Annotated in this window: 20 protein-coding genes; 11 read left to right on the forward strand and 9 right to left on the reverse strand. The window is 66.0% G+C overall.

Annotated elements, in window-relative coordinates; all coding sequences use genetic code 11:
• Positions 1-4 precede the first annotated feature (4 nt).
• Genes ACZ1JY_RS13805 through flgB form a run of 7 tightly spaced genes read right to left on the reverse strand, consistent with a single transcriptional unit; the run spans position 5 to position 4,287 of the window.
• On the reverse strand, positions 5-745 hold the full coding sequence (locus ACZ1JY_RS13805; protein ID WP_465129665.1) for a flagellar basal body L-ring protein FlgH: 741 nt from the start codon (positions 743-745) through the stop codon (positions 5-7).
• 5 nt (positions 746-750) lie between these two features.
• The gene (flgG, locus tag ACZ1JY_RS13810; RefSeq protein ID WP_039336161.1) at positions 751-1,539 is read right to left on the reverse strand and encodes a flagellar basal-body rod protein FlgG; all 789 of its coding nucleotides are present in this window, start codon (positions 1,537-1,539) and stop codon (positions 751-753) included.
• Between the two features lie 18 nt (positions 1,540-1,557).
• Complete coding sequence (locus ACZ1JY_RS13815) at positions 1,558-2,310, reverse strand: flagellar basal body rod protein FlgF (RefSeq protein ID WP_168902931.1); 753 nt, start codon at positions 2,308-2,310, stop codon at positions 1,558-1,560.
• A gap of 28 nt (positions 2,311-2,338) precedes the next feature.
• Positions 2,339-3,166: a flagellar hook-basal body complex protein gene (locus ACZ1JY_RS13820; RefSeq protein ID WP_118072375.1), complete on the reverse strand. Its 828-nt coding sequence runs from the start codon at positions 3,164-3,166 to the stop codon at positions 2,339-2,341.
• 18 nt (positions 3,167-3,184) lie between these two features.
• Positions 3,185-3,526: a flagellar hook assembly protein FlgD gene (locus tag ACZ1JY_RS13825; protein WP_118072374.1), complete on the reverse strand. Its 342-nt coding sequence runs from the start codon at positions 3,524-3,526 to the stop codon at positions 3,185-3,187.
• Positions 3,526-3,936: a flagellar basal body rod protein FlgC gene (gene flgC, locus ACZ1JY_RS13830; RefSeq protein WP_118072373.1), complete on the reverse strand. Its 411-nt coding sequence runs from the start codon at positions 3,934-3,936 to the stop codon at positions 3,526-3,528. The genes ACZ1JY_RS13825 and flgC overlap by 1 nt, the downstream gene beginning before the upstream one ends.
• Before the next feature lie 3 nt (positions 3,937-3,939).
• Positions 3,940-4,287: a flagellar basal body rod protein FlgB gene (gene flgB / locus ACZ1JY_RS13835; protein ID WP_062345831.1), complete on the reverse strand. Its 348-nt coding sequence runs from the start codon at positions 4,285-4,287 to the stop codon at positions 3,940-3,942.
• Between the two features lie 217 nt (positions 4,288-4,504).
• On the opposite strand from flgB, the gene ACZ1JY_RS13840 reads away from it, so the two are divergent.
• The 11 genes from ACZ1JY_RS13840 to ACZ1JY_RS13890 all read left to right on the forward strand — a co-directional run bounded on the left by ACZ1JY_RS13840 (position 4,505) and on the right by ACZ1JY_RS13890 (position 13,408).
• Positions 4,505-5,206: a MotA/TolQ/ExbB proton channel family protein gene (locus ACZ1JY_RS13840; RefSeq protein WP_465129666.1), complete on the forward strand. Its 702-nt coding sequence runs from the start codon at positions 4,505-4,507 to the stop codon at positions 5,204-5,206.
• Positions 5,203-5,661, forward strand: a complete 459-nt coding sequence (locus tag ACZ1JY_RS13845) for a hypothetical protein (RefSeq protein WP_465129667.1) — start codon at positions 5,203-5,205, stop codon at positions 5,659-5,661. The genes ACZ1JY_RS13840 and ACZ1JY_RS13845 overlap by 4 nt, the downstream gene beginning before the upstream one ends.
• A gap of 27 nt (positions 5,662-5,688) precedes the next feature.
• Positions 5,689-6,198 (forward strand): flagella basal body P-ring formation protein FlgA, encoded by a 510-nt coding sequence (locus ACZ1JY_RS13850; protein ID WP_465129668.1) that lies wholly within the window; start codon positions 5,689-5,691, stop codon positions 6,196-6,198.
• Between the two features lie 108 nt (positions 6,199-6,306).
• Positions 6,307-6,606 (forward strand): flagellar biosynthesis anti-sigma factor FlgM, encoded by a 300-nt coding sequence (gene flgM / locus ACZ1JY_RS13855; RefSeq protein ID WP_465129669.1) that lies wholly within the window; start codon positions 6,307-6,309, stop codon positions 6,604-6,606.
• A complete protein-coding gene (locus tag ACZ1JY_RS13860; protein WP_465129670.1) occupies positions 6,606-6,953 on the forward strand; it encodes a flagellar protein FlgN in 348 nt (115 codons plus the stop codon). Before flgM ends, ACZ1JY_RS13860 begins: the two co-directional genes overlap by 1 nt.
• Before the next feature lie 71 nt (positions 6,954-7,024).
• Entirely contained in the window at positions 7,025-7,933 is a 909-nt protein-coding gene (locus ACZ1JY_RS13865; RefSeq protein ID WP_465129671.1) for a lytic transglycosylase domain-containing protein, read from the forward strand.
• Positions 7,934-7,936: 3 nt separating this feature from the next.
• Positions 7,937-10,045: a flagellar biosynthesis protein FlhA gene (locus tag ACZ1JY_RS13870; RefSeq protein WP_465129672.1), complete on the forward strand. Its 2,109-nt coding sequence runs from the start codon at positions 7,937-7,939 to the stop codon at positions 10,043-10,045.
• Positions 10,042-10,776: a sigma-70 family RNA polymerase sigma factor gene (locus ACZ1JY_RS13875; RefSeq protein WP_465129673.1), complete on the forward strand. Its 735-nt coding sequence runs from the start codon at positions 10,042-10,044 to the stop codon at positions 10,774-10,776. Before ACZ1JY_RS13870 ends, ACZ1JY_RS13875 begins: the two co-directional genes overlap by 4 nt.
• A 67-nt stretch (positions 10,777-10,843) precedes the next feature.
• Positions 10,844-11,824, forward strand: coding sequence for an NAD(P)H-dependent flavin oxidoreductase (locus tag ACZ1JY_RS13880; RefSeq protein ID WP_465129674.1), 981 nt, complete (start codon positions 10,844-10,846; stop codon positions 11,822-11,824).
• Positions 11,821-12,603, forward strand: coding sequence for an SDR family oxidoreductase (locus ACZ1JY_RS13885; protein ID WP_465129675.1), 783 nt, complete (start codon positions 11,821-11,823; stop codon positions 12,601-12,603). The genes ACZ1JY_RS13880 and ACZ1JY_RS13885 overlap by 4 nt, the downstream gene beginning before the upstream one ends.
• 10 nt (positions 12,604-12,613) lie before the next feature.
• Positions 12,614-13,408, forward strand: coding sequence for an SDR family oxidoreductase (locus ACZ1JY_RS13890; protein ID WP_168902925.1), 795 nt, complete (start codon positions 12,614-12,616; stop codon positions 13,406-13,408).
• A gap of 49 nt (positions 13,409-13,457) precedes the next feature.
• On the opposite strand, the gene ACZ1JY_RS13895 is transcribed toward ACZ1JY_RS13890, so the two are convergent.
• Positions 13,458-14,141 carry a L,D-transpeptidase family protein gene (locus tag ACZ1JY_RS13895; protein WP_465129676.1) on the reverse strand — a complete coding sequence of 228 codons (684 nt, stop codon included), beginning with the start codon at positions 14,139-14,141 and terminating at the stop codon, positions 13,458-13,460.
• Between the two features lie 113 nt (positions 14,142-14,254).
• Positions 14,255-15,421: a DUF418 domain-containing protein gene (locus ACZ1JY_RS13900; RefSeq protein WP_465129677.1), complete on the reverse strand. Its 1,167-nt coding sequence runs from the start codon at positions 15,419-15,421 to the stop codon at positions 14,255-14,257.

Raw genomic sequence — 15,421 nt, forward strand, 5'->3', positions numbered from 1 at the left:
ACCTTCAGAAGGGCGAAATCGCGTTGAAGAACTTCGAGAGCCAGCCCTCGCGGCTTGCCCGGCCGACCGATCCATTGCCGGTATATTCGACCCGCGCATCCGCAACCTGGCTGGAAAGAATGCGGTTTTCCTGATCGATGTCGCCAAGGCGCACGATGCCTGAAAACTGTACCCATTCCTGTCCCTGGCTCAGCATCATGCGCTTTTCACCGCGCACCAGTGCCGTGCCGTTGGACCTCACTTCCGCGATCGTCACCGCAACCTCGCCGGCGAGCGTGCTCGTCTGCGAGGCATTGCCCTGACCATTGAACGACGATCCGCCCGAAGCATTAAGGGCACTGGGCTTGATGAACGACAGCGGGCCGGTGGTTGGCGGGGTGACAGAGAACTGCCCGTTCTTCTGCGTCTTGGCGCCGGCGGTCTTGGCGCTGGTCATGTTCTCTACGAGCATGACGGTGACAAGATCGCCCACCGCATGGGCGCGGCGTCCTTCGACAAAGCCGGTGTAGCCGGTGCTGACGTTGAAGATCGAGCCCGCAGTCGGCGCCGCGGTCTGGACCGGCAGCGGCGGTGCAACCACCGGCTCGAAGCCCTTCTTGGGCTTGGCGGCAGAGGCCGGGTCCATGCCGAACACCACCGCGGCGGCGACCAGCGAGCCGGCCAGCAGGGCGCGGACGGCGGTCCGGCGGCGGCGCGGGCTGCTGAAACGATCGGGGGTGAAATGGCGGTCGAATGGCGTTTGCATCGGTGTCACAGCGTCTGGTTCGCGTTCTGGAGCATGTCGTCGACGGCCGAGATCATCTTGGAATTGATCTCGTAGGCGCGCTGGCATTCGATCATGTCGACCAGCTCCTCGACCACGTTGACGTTCGAACCTTCGAGGTAGCCCTGGCGAATGTTCCCGCGTCCCAGTTCTCCCGGAACGCCGACCTGCGCCGCGCCCGAAGCGGCGGTTTCCTGAAGGAAGTTGTCGCCCATCGACCTTAGGCCGCCCGGGTTGGCGAAGCTGGCAACGGTGATCTGGCCGAGCTGCGCGGGCTCGTTCTGGCCGGCAATGGTCGCAGATACGGTACCGTCGTTGGCAATGGTGATGGCGCTTGCGCCCTCGGGAATGGTGATCGCCGGGTTCAGCGGATAGCCCTGCGCGGTCACCAGCACGCCTTCGGCCGAGCGCGAGAAGTTGCCCGCGCGGGTATAGGCGAGTTGTCCGCCCGGCATCGTCACCTGGAAGTAGCCATCGCCATCCAGCGCAAGGTCCAGCGCATTGCTCGTGCTCTGCAGCGTGCCCTGGCTGTCGATGCGGGTGGTCGCCTGCACGGCAACGCCGGTGCCGAGGTTCAGGCCAGTGGCATAGGCCGTCTCGTTCGAGGACTGCTGCCCGGCCACGCGCGCGTCCTGATAAGCCAGCGTCGCGAAGTTTGCCCGGTCCCGCTTGAAGCCGGTGGTGCCGACATTGGCGAGGTTGTTGGCGATCACGCGCATCCGCGTGTCCTGTGCCTCGAGACCGGTGCGGGCGACGTGAAGGGCTGAGCTGGGCATATCGGGTTACCTTTGCGATCAGGAAATGCGCATGAGGGAGGCGCTGGATTCGTCGACTTCCTTGGCCTGAGCGACGACTTTGGTGCGCATGTCGAACAGGCGCTGGGCTTCGACCATCTCGACAAGCACGCGGGTGGGATCGACGTTGGACTGTTCGAGGCTGCCGACCATCAGCCTGGCCTCTTCGTCTTGCGGCAGGATGCCAGGCTGGCCGTTCTGGCCGGGGACACGGAACAGGCCGTCGAGTCCCTTCTCGATCCGGCTGCCGGTGGTCGAGGCGATCTTGATGCGCCCGACCAGCTGGGGCGGCTGGTCGGGCGTCTCGGGATTGGCGACGGAAACGCCGCCATCGGGGGAAATCGTGACCTTCGAGCCGAGCGGAACGGTGATCGGGCCGTTCTCGCCGATGACCGGGCGCCCGTCGCCGTTCTCCAGCACGCCGCCTGCACTCACCGCCAGATCCCCGCGGCGCGAATAGGCTTCGCTGCCATCTTCCGCCTGCAGGGCGAGCATCGTGTCGCCGGTCAGCGCCACGTCCAGCGGCTTGCCGGTGGCGATCAGCGTGCCCTGCGCCATCGACGATCCGCGCACTTCGCCTTCGGTCATCGCCCGCGCTTCAAGGCTGGGGCCTTTGAGCGTCATCGGCGTGGCCGTGAGCATTTCGGCGCGGAAGCCGATCGTCTGCGCATTCGCCATGTTGCTGGCGATCACGCGCTGGCGCACGGTCGATCCGGTCATGCCGGAGTAGGCGGTATAGATCAGGCGGTCCATGGATCAGGCTCCGGTCAGGTCAGGTGGATCAGGTCTGCAGCTGGATGACGGTCTGCGAGATCTGCGTTGCCGTATCGATCGCCTTGGCATTCGCCTGGAAATTGCGCTGCGCGGTGATCAGGCTGACCAGTTCCTCGGCAATATCGACGTTCGAGCGCTCGAGCGCGCCCGAGAGCAGCGAGCCGTACTGGCCGGTGCTTGGCTGGCCGAATGTCGGGGCGCCCGAGATGCCGGTCGTCACCCAGTTGGAAGAGCCGACCTGCTTCAACCCTTGGGGCGCGATGAAGCTGGCGAGAGCGACCTTGCCAATGATCACGTTGGAGCCGTCGGCGTAGGAGGCGGTTACTGCGCCATCATCGCCCAGGGTAATCCCGGCGAACTCGATCGGGTTGCCGTTGGCATCGGTGCCATTGGTGGCGGGGATCAGCGCGTCGGCGGGCGTGGTCGAGGTAATCGTGCCCGCAGCATCGGTCGGGAAGACCTGCAGTCTGTTGCCGGAACCGTCGGAGATGTATCCTGCCCCATCGACAGTCAGGCTGCCATTGCGGGTAAACAGGGTCTGACCGGTCACGACGTTCTTGGTGGTGAAGAAGCCATCGCCGTTGATCGCAACGTCGAGAGCCGATCCGGTCTGCTCGATCGGGCCAAGCGCGAAGTTCTGGTTGATCGATTCCACCGCCGCGCCGATGCCGACGACCAGCTTGGGGTTGGTAAAGGCGCTGCCGACGACGATGTCGGCAAACTCGGTGCGGCTCTTCTTGAAGCCAGTGGTCTCGGCATTGGCGATGTTATGGCTGATCACGCCAAGATCGGTCTGCGCGTTCTTGAGGCCGTTGAGCGAAGTGTAGAAGGACATGCGCGTCTCCTGCGGAACTTAAGCTTGCGAGGTGGTGGTGGGCTGGCTGGCGAGCAGCTTGGCAACGGTGCTGTTCAGCGTGTCGAGCTTGGTCGAGATCGCCGCGAGCGTGTCGGCCTGCTTGCCCGTTCCGCTCAGCGAATCCTTGATGTCGTTTAGGTTCGACAGCGACGAGAACTGCGCCAGCTGCGCCAGCATCTGCGTGTTGTCGACCGGCTCGGTCGGGTCCTGGTTCTGCAGCTGCGTGGTCAGCAGCTTTACGAAGTCCTCGGCGCCCATCGCGCCCCAGCCTTGACCAGCTTTGGCCGAAGCGGTGGCGCCGTTGACGCCGGTGGTGGCAGTTACGGAAGCGATCGACATTATTTCATCCTCATCGTTTCAAGCATCAGCTGCTTGGCTGTCTGCATCGCCTCGACCACGTTCTGGTACTGGCGCGAGCTTTCGAGCATCTCGACCATCTCGGCGTTCTCATCGACCGGGGCGGTCCAGACATCGCCATTGGCATCGGCGAGCGGATGGCCCGGATCGTGCTGGCGAATGGGGGTGGCGTCGGAGCGCTGGACGGCGGCAACGCGCACGGTCGAAAGGCCATTGGCCTGATCGAGCTGTTCGGCAAAGACCGGGCGCAACGGGCGATAGGCCTCCTGCTCGGTCGTGGTCACGGTTCCGGCGTTGGCAAGGTTCGATGCCGCCGCGTTCATCCGCACGAGCTGCGCCGACATCGCCCGGCCGGTAACCTGGAACAGGGTGAGGGGATTGTTGCCGGCCATGGCTTATTCCCCCTTGATCGCGCGGGTGATCGTCTCGACTCGGCCCTTGAGGAAGTTGAGCGTGGCCGAATACCCCACCGCGTTTTCGGCAAAGGCGGTCTGCTCGGTCGCCATCTCCACCGTGTTGCCATCGAGGCTGGGCATCACCGGTACGCGGAAGCGCGTGGCCGAGGCGATCGCCTTGTCCTCGCTCATGCCTGCGGTGCGGGCCTTGAGCGCTGCGGCAAAGTCGATGTCCTTGGCCTTGAAGCCGGGCGTTGCGGCATTGGCGATGTTCGAGGTCAGCAGGCCCATGCGTTGCGAACGCAGTTCCAGCGCCGCGCCGTGAATGCCGAAAAGGGAGTTGCTCATGGGTCTTGCTTTCACTGGCTGTCGAAACTCTGCCGGTGTTTCAGCAAAGGGTGTGCCAATTGCCGGAATGCCCCGGAAACCCGTGCCTTTCGGGATATCGGCAGGCGATGACCGGCAAGGGCTTGCCGGATGGCGGCAGAATCGCGCCCGTCGCACTGCAACAGACTGAAATTCCAGAACTCGCGGCCGTTCTGTGGTGACAGGAGACGTTCCGCTCATGCCACCTGCCTTTCTTTTCGACGGACTGTCCTTGTCGATCGTCCTTGCCGGAACCGCGCTTGCCACCGTGCTGCGCTCGGGCCGGAACGAGCTGACGGTCACCGCCCGGGCCATCGCCGGCCTGTTCGCAAAGCGCTTCTCTGCGGTTCAGGCCAAGGCTGATCTGGCCGCGCAGGTTTCGGCAATCCGCAGCGACGGTCTGCTGCGCGCCAGGACCAGCGCGATCGGCGACCGCGAGTTCGACGACGTAACCGACGTGCTCATCCGTTCGCGTTCGCTCGATGCCCTGATCGAACGACACCACGACCATCGCCGCAAAAGGATCACGGCAGCCAACGCGGCTGTCCGCACGCTGGCCCAGGCCGCAGAACTGGGGCCGGTGTTCGGCATGGTCGGCACGCTGGTCTCGCTCAGCCGCCTGCCCGCGACCGGGCTTGAACAGGGTACGCTCAGCGGAGCGATCTCGATGGCCGTGCTGACGACGCTTTATGGCCTGCTGCTGGCCAATCTCGTGCTTGCGCCGCTTGCCCGTGCGGTGGAGCGCCGCTCCCTGGACGAGGAACGCCAACGGCAGGAGGTGATCGACTGGCTCTCCGGCCAGATCGAACCGGCCCTGCCGGTTGCAACTCACGCCGCCCAGAACACCGGGCATCACTCTGGGCATCACATTGCGCATCATCGCGCCAGGCTGGAGCCATGATCGTCCGCGCCGGAACCGGCTGGCAATACGCGCTGGCCGATTTGTCTCTGATCCTGTTCCTCGCCACGGCTTCAGCGCTGTCGCAGACCGGCGACAATGCCAAGGCCGCACCGCCCGCGGTGCCTTTGCCACCGATCGCTGCCGCAACGGAAAGCGAACCGGTGGCGGTATGGAGCATCGGTAGTGGCGCGCCACCCTTGCGCACATGGCTCGGCCAGGTCGGGCAGGACCCGCGCCTCGAAGTGCGGGTGATCGTGCGCTATGTCGGCGATACCCGTCTCGCCGCGCTGGCCCAGGCGGTGCAGCTGGCCGAAGCTGGCGGCCCGCGCGCCAGGGATGCCCGCATCCTTGTCGAACCGGGGGATCGCGCCGGTGCCAGCGTAGCGCTCGTCTACAGCAGCGAGACGGCCGCTGCGGCCAGACCAACCCAGTCTGGCACGATGATTGCTCAATAGCGGCATACCCTCAGCTGGATTCCGCTTATGACCACGACCCGCCTTCTCGCCGCAGCCCTTGTTGTCACTGCTGTCGCATCACCGCTGCAAGCGCAGTCCTCGCCGTTCCACGATCTTGTTGCGATCGATCGCGCGGTCACTGCCTTCACCGGCGCCGGAATCGGTGAGCCGGGCGGTGCCACGCTGCCGGTTGACCGCCGTCTGCGCCTTGCCGCTTGCCGCTCGCCCTTGTCGCTCGACTGGCAGGGCAACCGGCAGGATACCGTGCTCGTCCAGTGCCCCGATGCGGGGGGATGGCGGCTGTTCGTCGCCACGTCCGGCAATACCCGGCAAGGCCCTGCCGCCCCACCGGCAATCGCGCGTGGGGAAGCGGTGACGATCAGCGTTGCGGGTGATGGCTTCTCGGTCGCGCAGTCGGGCGAGGCGATGGATTCCGGGGCCCTGGGCGCGTGGATTCGCGTGCGCACCAGCGCCCGCGCCACCCCGATCCGTGCCCGCATCGAACGGCCGGGGCTGGTCATCGTCCCCGTCGATTGACCGGCGCGCAGCCGTTTTTTAACAAACCGGCAAAATTTTTCCGCTCCCGCCCTTAAGAGATCGGCAAGTCCACCGTTCTTGCCTTTATCAAACGCTAGGAGCGGAACCATGTCACCTATTGAAATCGGTGCATCGCGCCCGGTTGGGCCGGTGCAGGTCAGTACGCCCAAGTCCTCCAAGGCTGCAGTAGCGACCCCGGTCGTCGACAACGCGCCCGTTGCCGAAGCCAGCGCAGCTGCACAGGTCGAGCGCTCTTCCGCGCTCGATGCAGGGCAGGCTGCGCCGGTCGATGCCGAGCGGGTAAAGGACATCCGTCACGCCATCGAGACCGGCAAGTACCCCATCATCCCCGCCAAGATCGCCGACGCCATGATCGCGGCCGGCATGCTGCTGAGGACTGCACAGTAATGGCCACCTCTTCCGTCGCTCGCCCATCGGACCTTCGCGAGACGCTTCGGCAGATGCTTGCCGTCCTGCAGCAGGAGCGGCATGCACTTGCCGGTCTCGATCTCGACATGATCATGGGCTGCGCATCGAGCAAGGCGGACCTGTGCGGCACTCTCGCCGATGTCGATCAGGCCTTGGTGGACGAGGAATGCCGCGGCCTGCTCGATGCCGCGCGCCGCCAGAACGAGGCCAATCGCAAGGTCCGCAACCTGATTGCGGCCAATGTCGCGGCCCGTCTCGACGCGCTTTCGGGTTCGGCTCCGCTCTACCGCGCAGGCCCTCAGGTCCACCGCCTTCGCACGGCGTGATGCCAAGTTGGCACGCCCCTTGCTGAACACCTTCCGACACGCCGCCAACCCGCGGCCGGAAGGACAGTTCAGTGAGTTCAGCCGAGACCTTTGCCTTGCCCGGATCCCCGGCCGCCGTCAGCGGAACCGGGGCCAGCGTGCGCGGGGCGATTGCCGGGGCCGCGCAGGCCACGGGCACCGACTTTGCCTATCTCATGGCGCAGGCCAAGCTGGAGTCGAGCCTCGATCCGTCCGCCCGCTCGCGCACATCGAGTGCTTCGGGGCTGTACCAGTTCACCACCGGAACCTGGTTGCGCACGCTCGAAAAGCATGGCGCAGAGCACGGCCTCGCCTGGGCCAGTGACATGATCCGCAGCGGCGCGGCGAGCGATCCTGCGGCCCGTGCCCAATTGCTCGCGCTGCGCTTCGATCCGCAAGTTGCCGCCACGATGGCCGGCGAGTTGGCGGGCGACAATGGCGATTACCTGAGCGGAGTGCTCGGCCGCCAGCCTGACCATGCCGAGCTTTACCTTGCCCATTTCTTCGGAGCCGAAGGGGCAGGGCGCTTCCTGACCGCCCTGGGCAACGATCCCTCGCAATCTGCCGCGGCGCTGTTGCCGTCAGCTGCGGCTGCCAATCGTTCCACCTTCTACGACCGCTCCGGATCGCCACGCTCGGTCAGCGACGTCATGTCGCTCATCCGCAACCGCATGGCAGCAGCCAGCGAGGGCGCTACTGGCGACGAGGCCCTGCAGTGGGCCGCCAGTATGGGGGCCGCCAGCATGGGCGTCACCCCCGCCGCTTCCCCTGCGCCTCAATTCACCGGCGGGCCCATCGCCCGCGAATTCCAGAGCGCGGCGGCAAGCAGCGGCAATCCGGTGCCGGTGGCAGCCAGCTCGATGGCCGATACGCTCAGGCAGGCCTTTGCCCTCGGCGATGGCGCATCGGCGCCTGCGCATGTCCGGCAGGCATATGGCCGTCTTTCGGCAATGGGGCTCTAGGCCATGCTGAAGCGCTTCGGCTCCCCCGCCGCGATGGCCCTGCCTGCCGGCATCCTGATGCTGATCGTGCTGATGGTCGTGCCGATTCCGGCCGTCCTGCTCGATGTGTTCTTCGTGCTGAACATGGCGCTTTCGGTCGCCATCCTGATGGCGGCGATGAATGCGGAAAAGCCGCTCGATTTCTCCTCGTTCCCCTCTGTCCTGCTGTTCGCCACGCTGCTGCGTCTGGCACTCAACGTCGCTTCAACCCGCATCGTGCTGGTCAACGGCCACGAAGGCGGCGCGGCAGCGGGCCATGTGATCGAAGCCTTCGGTGCGTTCCTGATCGGCGGCAACTTCGCAGTCGGCCTATTCGTGTTCATGATCCTGATGATCATCAACATGGTCGTCGTCACCAAGGGCGCGGGCCGCGTCTCGGAAGTGTCCGCGCGCTTCACCCTTGATGCCTTGCCGGGCAAGCAGATGGCGATCGACTCCGATCTCGCCGCCGGCCTGCTCACGGCCGACGAAGCCAAGGCCCGCCGCCGCGAAGTCGCGACCGAGGCCGACTTCTACGGCTCGATGGACGGTTCGTCCAAGTTCGTGAAGGGCGATGCCATCGCCGCCCTGCTGATTCTGGGCGTCAACATCATCGCCGGTTTCTGCCTTGGCATGATCAGCCACGGCCTGACGGCATCGCAGGCGGCAGAGTTCTACATCACGCTGGCCATCGGCGATGCGCTGGTGGCGCAGGTCCCCTCGCTTCTGCTGTCGATCGCCGCTGCCGTGATCGTCACCCGCGTGTCCGACAGCCGCGACCTGACCGGCCAGATCGGCGGCCAGTTCGCCAACCCTGCCATCTGGCTTCCCGTTGCCGTGATCATGGGCGCGATCGGTGCGATTCCGGCGATGCCGCAGATCGTGTTCCTGCCTGCCGCCGCGCTTGCCGGTTGGCTGTGGTGGGCGCTCAAGAAGCGCGCCGACCGTCCCGCCCCGGTGGAAGTCATTGCGCCCGAGCCGATCGATCCCAACCGCATCACGCTCGACGAGGTCAGCGACCACACCCTTGTCACCATCGAGATGGGCTATGGCCTGATCCATCTGGTCGACGAGCGGCGTGGCTCGCCGCTGGTCGCCAGGCTTACCGGCGTGCGCAAGCAGCTCAGCCAGGCCTTCGGCTTCATCGTTCCCCAGTTCCGCGTGCGGGATTCACTGGAACTTGGCGCCAATGCCTACCGTATCCTGCTGGGCGGCGTGCCCGTCGGCATTGCCGACATGCGCCCCGAAAAGATCCTCGCCATCGACGCGGGCGATGCCAGTCCCGACCATGGCTTGCGTGGCGAAGCCACCCGCGATCCCAGCTTCGGCTGCCCCGCCATCTGGATCGACCCGGCACAGCGCGATCTGGCCATCGCCGAGGGCTTTCTCACGGTCGATGCCAGCACCGTCGTTGCCACCCACCTCAACCAGGTTCTGGGCGACCGCCCATCGGCGCTGCTCGGTCCCGACGAGGTCAAGGCCATTCTCGAAGGCGTCAAGGAGCGCGCCGCAGGCCTTGTCGAGACGATCCACCCGCAGCCGATGTCGCTTGGTGCGCTTACCCGCCTGTTCCACGCCTTGCTCGACGATGGCATTTCCATCGCCCACCCGCTGCCGATCCTCTCGGCCTTGAGCGAAGCGCTGCAGCAGACGAACGACCACGACCGTCTGGTGGACCTGCTGCGCGCCGACCTTGGCGCCATGATTGTCGGCCGCATCTGCGGCCCGGACGAGTGCCTGCCTGTCGTCACGCTGGAAGCCGGGCTCGAACAGATGATCGTTGGCGGAATGCACGATCCCGCCACCGGCCAGCCCGTGATCGAGCCCGATCTCGCGCGCGGCATCGGCGAGCGCATCTCCACCCTGATTGCCGAGCGCGGGCCTGCCGCGCCGTCCATTGCCCTGATCGTCCAGCCCCGCGCCCGCCGCCCGCTCGCCGCGCTGTTGCGCCTGCGTGCGCCAGGGTGCCTGGTCATGTCGATTTCAGAACTGCCGCCTTCGCAGCCGATCGAGGTCATCTCCGTGATCGGAGGCGAGGCGCCGCCGCAACCTGCCCGTCCAGAGCTGCCAATTCCTGAGGGACTTGCCGCATGAAACACGACCACCGCGGTTTCGCCGCCGCCCGCGCCTATGCGCAGAACGAGGCCGCCGACCGTATCCGCCGCTTCCTGCCACTGGTGAAGCGCCTTGCCTGGCACGTCCACGGCTCGGGCCGCGCCGGGATCGAGATCGAGGACCTCATCCAGGCCGGCCTCGTGGCGTTGACAGAATGCGCCCAGCGGCACGACGGCCCGACCGAAGACGGCTTCGCCGCCTACGCCAAGTTGCGCGTGCGTGGCGCCATGGTCGACCTCGTTCGCCGCTCCACCCCGCTCTCCCGTTCAGCAACCGAACGCCGCCGCCTCCTGCGCGAGAGAACCACCGCGCTGACCAACGATCTCGGCCGCCCGCCCAGCGACGCCGAACTCGCCGCCGCCATGGGCCTGACCGAACGCGAGCTGGCCGACCAGAAGGCCGCGGATGAGCCTTTGCGTTTCGAAACGATCGACGATGCCTATTCCGACAGCAATGCCGCCTTTGCCGACGATCGCCCGGATGCCTTCGCCATGCTCGCGGACGACGAGATGCGCGGTGCAGTAGCCTCGGCGATCGCCGACCTGCCCGAACGGCTGCAAATGATCATCCAGCTCTACTTTGTCGAGGAGCTGAACCTTGCCGAAATCGCCGAAGTCCTCGGCGTCAGCATCCCGCGTGTGCACCAGCTGAAGGCGCAGGCGCTCGACAAGCTGCGCGCCTCGCTTGGCGAGGGCTACGATATTCTCTGACCCCGCTTGCCAACCGCCCTGAGTCAGTTTAACCGATCAGTTAAACGCAGCTTTGGGAGAGGCAGGAATGGCGATCAGGACACGCATTACCGAGATGCTCGGGATCGAGCATCCGATCGTGCAGGGCGGCATGATGAACGTGGGCTATGCCGAACTGGCAGCCGCGGTCTCCAACGCCGGCGGCCTCGGCATCATCACCGCGCTGACCCAGCCAACGCCTGAAGCCCTGCGTGATGAGATCGAGCGCACCAAGGGCATGACCGCGAAGCCCTTCGGCGTGAACATGACGATCTTCCCGACCGTCAATTCGCCCGACTACAAGGCCTATGCCCAGGCGATCATCGACGGGGGCGTGAAGATCGTCGAGACGGCGGGCACGCAGGCGGTCCGCGAGATCTGGGAAATGCTCAAGCCCCATGGCGTGACCATACTCCACAAGTGCACCGCCGTGCGCCACGCGCTTTCGGCCGAGCGCGCCGGTTGCGACATCATCTCGATCGACGGTTTCGAATGCGCCGGGCACCCCGGAGAGGACGACATCCCCGGCCTCATCCTGATCCCGGCAGCGGCTGACAAGGTGAAGATCCCGATGCTCGCCTCGGGCGGCTTCGGTGACGGGCGCGGCCTCGTCGCGGCGCTTTCGCTCGGGGCGGAGGGCATCAACATGGGCACCCGCTTCTGCGCGACGGTCGAGGCGCCGATCCACGACAACGTCAAGCAGGCCTATATCAACAACGATGAGCGCGGCAGCTTCCTGATCTTCCGCAACTTCAAGAACACCGCGCGCGTCGGCCGCAGCGAAGTGTCGGAGGAAGTGGTCCGTCGCCTGTCCAAGCCAGATGCCAGGTTCGAGGACGTGCAGGAGCTGGTCAATGGCCGCGCCGGCAAGCAGCTGCTCGAAACCGGTGACCTCACCAAGGGCGTGTTCTGGGCCGGCATGGTCCAGGGCCTGATCCATGACATCCCGACCTGTCAGCAGCTGATCGACCGCATCGTCGCCGATGCCGAAAGCATCATCCGCGGGCGCCTTGAAGGCATGCTGGCATGAACATCGACGGTTCGATCAGCGCCGTCGTCACTGGCGGCGCATCCGGGCTCGGCCGCGCGACAGCCGAAGCTCTGGCAGCGGCGGGTGTGAAGGTCGCGATCTTCGACGTCAACGAGGAGCAGGGCGAGGCCGTCGCACAGGCCATCGGTGGCCTGTTCTGCAAGGTCGACATCACTTCGGAAGACTCGGTCGTTGCCGGGTTCGCCAAGGCGCGCGCGGCCCACGGGCAGGAGCGGGTCTGCGTCCATTGTGCGATGACCCACCGCAAGGGCAAGACCGTCAGCCGCAACCGCGAGACCGGCGAGTTCACAAGGCTCTCCACCGAGGACTACGAATACGCCGCGCAAGGCATCCTGATCGCCAGCTACCGGGTCGCCTCCCTCTCGGCATTGGGCATGGCCAGCCTCGATCCGCTGGAAGACGGCGAGCGGGGCACGATCATTCTTACCGCCTCGGTCGCGGCGCAGGATGCGCAGGTGGGGCAGGTTGCCTATGGTTCGCTCAAGGCCGGGGTCAACGGCCTCGTCCTGCCAATGGCGCGCGACCTGATGGACCTCGGCATCCGCGTCAACGCCATCATGCCCGGCATCTTCGGGACGCCGCTGCTCGGCCGCCTGCCCGACAAGGTGCTCGACAGCCTCAACGCCTCGGTCCCGTTCCCCAAGCGCCTCGGCAAGCCCGAGGAGTTCGCCAGTCTTGCCATGGAACTGGTCCGCAACAGCTATTTCAACGGCCAGGCGATCCGTCTCGACGGCGCGATCCGCATGGCCCCCCGGTGAGGATTTCCGCATGACCCAGTCCCCCTTCCGTGACGATGTTCTTGCCGGCAAGACCGCATTCATTGCCGGCGGCACCAGTGGCATCAACCTCGGCATTGCCAAGCGCTTTGCCGAACTCGGCGCCCGCGTGGCAGTGCTCGGCCGCAATCCTGAAAAGGCCGCCAATGCTGCCGCCGAGATCGGCCATGACGCGGTATGGCGCGCGGCTGATGTGCGCGATTACGGCGCGATCTGCGAGGCGATGAAGTCCGTGCGCGATGAAATCGGCGCGCTCGATATCGTCATCTCGGGCGCGGCGGGAAACTTCCTTGCGCCTGTCCTCGGCATGTCGGCCAATGCCTTCAAGACCGTGGTCGACATTGACCTCCTCGGCACGTTCAACGTGTTCCGCGGTTGCCACGAACTGCTGGGCCCCGGCGCCTCGCTGATCGCCATAACCGCGGGGCAGGCGGAACAGGCCATGGCGATGCAGGCCCACGCCTGCGCGGCCAAGGCCGGGATCAACCAGCTTGTCCGCACGCTGGCGATCGAATGGGGGCCGGACGTGCGCGTCAACGGTATCTCGCCGGGGCCAATCGCCGACACCGAAGGCATGGCCCGCCTCGCGCCGGACGAGACCACCCGGCAGGCACACTATGCCCGCATCCCGATGAAGCGCTGGGGCACGGCCTACGAAATCGGCGAAGCGGCAGTGTTCCTCTCGACCCCTGCCGCCAGCTACGTCACCGGCGCGATCCTCGATGTCGACGGGGGCAGCTCGGTCGGCGACGCCTCTCGCACCAGCACGAGCAAGGGCTTGGCCTGATCATTCCTCTCCCCTCCCGCAAGCGGGAGGGGGCGGGGGTGGGCCTGCCTCAGCCCGCGTGCTCACCCGCCAGGATCGGGTCGCCCACCTGCATCGTCTTGCCATCGGTGACGATCACCTTGTCGCCGAGCGAGGCGATGCGGAACAGCTTTTCGGCGAAGGCATCGGGCACGCCGATGCAGCCGTTGGTGGCATAGCCCTTTTCCACCTTGCTGCCGTGGATCGATACACCGTCGTTGGTCAGCCGCATCATCCACGGCATCGGCGCATCGTAGATGTTTGAGACGTGGTCGGCATCCTTCTGGGTGATCGGGAAAATGCCGGTCGGCGTCGGCTTCTCGCCATAACCCTTGAGGATCGCCGCCGCGCCGATCTCGTGCCCGTCGCGGAATACCGAGATGACCCGCGCGGTCAGGTCCACCGTTACCACCAGCTTGCCCGATGCCGGTGCGCGGGTCTCGTCCCAGTAGAACTTGCCGAAGCGAATCGGCTCGTTGATCGGGAGGATCGACTTGACCACGAACGGCCCGTCTACCGGCTTTTGCGCCACGGCGGGAACCGGCTTGGGCGGGGGTACCATGGCAGGCGCGGCTTCTGCGGTGCCGCTGCCAAATGCGACTTGCGCGATGTCCTGCCCAGCGTGGAAGGCGAGCAGCGAAGCGGCGCCCGTGGCAATCACGCCCAATGGCATTCGCACCCAGCGCTTCGTCCACCAACCCGATTGCCCAGCCATTCGCGCCACTCCTTTCCCGTTAAGGAATAGGCATTAACGCATGGGCTTGCGAGTCCCGATCCCACCGCGTCCCGCCTCGGGACGGCGGGCATCTGGCAGGTTATCAATCGTGGTTAACGTGCGGGAAGTGCCAGCCGCCGCCACAGCCGCTCGAGCGGTCCCTGCCCAAAGCGCCGCAGCCACCACTGCGGCCAGAGGAGCATCGCCGCCCATCCCAGCAGCACGAACGCCGGAAGCCAGACGCGCGGCAGCTCCGGCCCAAGGCCAAGGCCCCAGCCAGAGAAAATCGCCGTCATCAGCACGGTCGTGCCAAGATAGTTGCTGAACGCACAGCGCCCCGCCGCCGCCAGCGCCTTGCCGATCCGCCACTGCCGCACGGTCGGGAAGATCAGCACCAGCAAGGCGGCATAGCCCAGCGCCATCAGCAGGTGCGGCAGGGCCATGCCGTCCTCGATTGCCAGGAACATCGCCTGCGGTGGCCAGCCGTGCCCTTCCAGCCAGCGCACCGCCATAACGGTCGGCACCCCACCGATGACGATGCCCGACCCGGCCAGCACCGCCAGCCGCCAGCGCGTCCAGGCCGTGAAGAACCCGCCGCGCACCATCGCCATGCCCAGCAGCATCAGCGGCACCGTTTCGGTAAAGGTCGAAAGCGTCGTGGTCAGAGGCTGGAGGGGAGAGTCGGTCAGCTTGAGCCAGATCGCCTGCAGGAACCCCGCGTTCAGCACGGCGGTGTCCCTGGCCACCGATGCGGCAATGCGGCCCATCAGCGCTGGCTGATCCGCCATCACGCCGGGCAGGGCGGTCAGCGCTTCGATAACGTGAACCAGCACGTAGAAGGGCAGGGCGATCAGTACCAGCTGTCGCGGCTCCAGCCGGCGCAGCAGCAGCGCAGCCAAGCCGCACACCGCGTAGAGAAACAGGATGTCGCCCCACCACAGCAGCGCGAAGTGCAGGTAGCCGAACAGCGCGAGCCACAGCAATCGCCGGACTTGTGCAGCGTCAGGGTCCAGACCCTTGCGCTCGGCAGCTTGCGCAAACAGCACCATGCTGGCGCCGAACAGCATGCTGAACAGCGCCCGCATCTTGCCCTCGAACACCACGAAGGCAAAGGCAAACCAGCCGTACGCGGCAGGCTCGGCATGAGGAATCGCAGGCGAGAAGGTTGCGAGCGAAGGCCCCCAGAACCCGGTGACATTGATCGCCAGAATGCCCAGCACGGCCACGCCGCGCAGGAAATCTATCGCCTCTATGCGGGTAGGGGGTATATCCTCGGCCAA

This window comes from Novosphingobium sp. BL-A-41-Hi4B-X5A, from assembly GCF_055521705.1.